The following is a 2,631-nucleotide window of genomic DNA, read 5'->3' as shown; positions in this document are numbered from 1 at the left end:
GCTGATGCAATAATGTTATAGTCGAAACCGCAAGGGTTTCGACCTGCGAGAGAGCAACCTTTGAAGAGGCGTCAGTTCTCACCCCGACCGGAGTCGGGCTTAGGAACTGACGCAACTTTCTGGAAAGGCACAATGGCGGCTGCCGCAACCTTGAATTCGACAGTGGGCGAACGCGCGGGTTCGCCCCTACGGAATGTTATAGTCGAAACCGCAAGGGTTTCGATCTACGAGAGAGCAACCTTTGAAGAGGCGTCAGTTCTCACCCCGACCGGAGTCGGGATTAGGAACTGACGCAACGTTTTGGGAATGACAGATTCTGTTAGGAGAACCCGCTTGAAGCGGGAGTGACGGCGCGGGGGAAAATGTATCAGGACGGTGCGGGAAGAAACAAGATGGGATGAGCCGACAGCGTGAGGGACAGGGGAGTACGATCCCTACGGCTGACGTCGCGATATATTGTATGAACGGGGTCAGTATTAAATTGATTTGCCTTGTGTCAGTAATATAGATATCTTCAGAACGAAGGGAGACTCTAATAGGGCCGTCAGCGCCCGGAAATGTGGTAATTGGCGATGTCGTCTGATGACGATTCGAGTGATTTTATCCGCCCGCAAGAGCAATTGACAAAAAACAGCGTTGTCGGGCATTACCGGATTATTGAGAAGCTTGGCACCGGCGGAATGGGGGAGGTCTATCTTGCCGAAGACATCGAGCTTAATCGTAAGGTCGCCCTTAAATTTCTTCCTTCTCATCTCTGTCATGACGCCGAGTGCCGGTCTCGCTTTAAGAGAGAGGCGCAAGCCGCCGCCAAACTGAATCACCCCAATATCGTCACTATCCATGAAGTAAGCGAGTTTAAGGGTCGTCCCGGCATTGTCATGGAACATCTGGAAGGGCTGACCCTGGAGCGGCATCTTATAGAGAAACGGCCGAACCTGGAGGAGACGGTAGATTTGGCGATGCAGGTATGCGAGGGGTTGCAGGAAGCGCACAGTCAGGGGATTGTGCATCGCGATATTAAGCCTGCCAACATTCTGATTGATAAGAAAGGACGAGCGAAGATTCTTGACTTTGGTCTGGCGATTATAAAGGGCGCGGATAAAGTGACCAAAGCCGGTTCGACCTTAGGGACGGTCAGTTATATGTCGCCTGAGCAGACCCGGGGTGAGGAACTGGACAGCCGGTCGGATATTTTTTCTTTGGGGGTAGTTCTGTATCAGATGATAACGGGGCAGTTGCCCTTCAGGGGCGATCATGAACCGGCAGTCATTTACGCCATCGGATTTGAAGAGCCGGAGCCGCTGGCACGATTCAAGAGCGGCGTGCCGCCCGAGCTGCAGAGGATTGTAAGCAAATCGCTGGCAAAAGATCCGGCTCTCCGCTACCAGCATGCAGATGAACTTCTCGCTGACCTCAAGAGGTGCTTTAAGAGCGAATTGTCACCCGTTGATGCAAAATCGCGCTTTGACTACTGGAATCGGTATGTGGTAACCTCGGCGGTGGCAGTGTTACTTGTGATTGCCGGTTATTGGGTGGCTACGACATATTTTATATCGCAAGAAAGCAAATCTGACACGAAGCGCAAAATGCTGGCGGTCTTGCCGTTTGAAAATCTGGGGTCGCCGGAAGATGATTATTTTGCTGACGGGATGACCGAAGAGATAACAACCTGTCTGATTGGACTGTCCGGTCTGGGGGTAATTTCCCGGACCAGTTCAATGCAATATAAGAAGACGGAGAAAAGTCTCAGGCAAATCGGCAAAGAATTGAACGTTGATTTTGTCCTTGAGGGGACAATTCGCTGGGATAAGAGGAGCACGGGAAGCCGCGTGCGGATAAATCCTCAGTTAATCAGGGTTTCCGATGATTTACATCTCTGGGCGGAAAGCTACGATACCGTTCTTACCGATCTCTTTGGGGTGCAATCGACCATTGCCCGCGAAGTGGCGGCGGCGCTCGATGTGGCATTATTGCAATCGGAAGACGAACGACTCTCCCGGAAGATTGAGGTTGACCCCAAGGCGTATGATTATTATTTGAGGGGAAAGAAATATTTCAGTATTGCGGGCTACCACCACAAAGAAGTTCGTCTGGCAGAGAAGATGCAGCTCAAGTCAATCGAACTGGCGCCCGATTTTGCTCAAGCCCATGCTGAATTAGGTCTAATCTATGCCGAGATGTACTGGGAAGGAACCGATCCCTCTGAAGAATGTCTAAAACAAGCCAGAAGAATGATAGACAAAGCTTTGGCACTTGCGCCCCACGCCGCCGAGTCACACCAGGCTCTGGGCTGGTATTATTATCATGGGTTGCGCGATTTCGGCCGCGCGCTGGACGAGTTTTCCAGGGTGCTCGAATTGCAGCCGAATAATGCCATGGCCCGCGCCAGTATGGCCTGGGTGCAGCGACGTCAGGGGAAATGGAAAGAGGCGATAGAAGGACTGCAAACGGTTGTTTTGCTCGACCCCCGTGAAGCGTGGTACAAATACGAACTGGGCTTTACATATTTCTATTGCCGTCGATATCACGATGCCATCGCCCGATTTGATGAAGTGATAGATTTGCAGCCGAATACCCCGGCCGCTTATCTGGTGAAATCATTTGCGTTGCTCAATTTGACGGGTGAAACTC

At 51.5% G+C, this 2,631-nt stretch carries 1 protein-coding gene; it reads left to right on the top strand.

Translation table 11 applies throughout. The features are described from left to right. Positions 1-572: 572 nt before the first annotated feature. Positions 573-2,631: protein kinase (locus tag AB1690_01670; protein ID MEW6014008.1), on the top strand; the 2,059-nt coding region annotated here is incomplete at its 3' end.

This window comes from Candidatus Zixiibacteriota bacterium (assembly GCA_040753495.1).
Classification (GTDB): Bacteria; Zixibacteria; MSB-5A5; order GN15; family PGXB01; genus DYGG01.
Note: the sequence above shows the minus strand (reverse complement) of the source record. Positions and strands in the feature narration are given on the sequence as shown.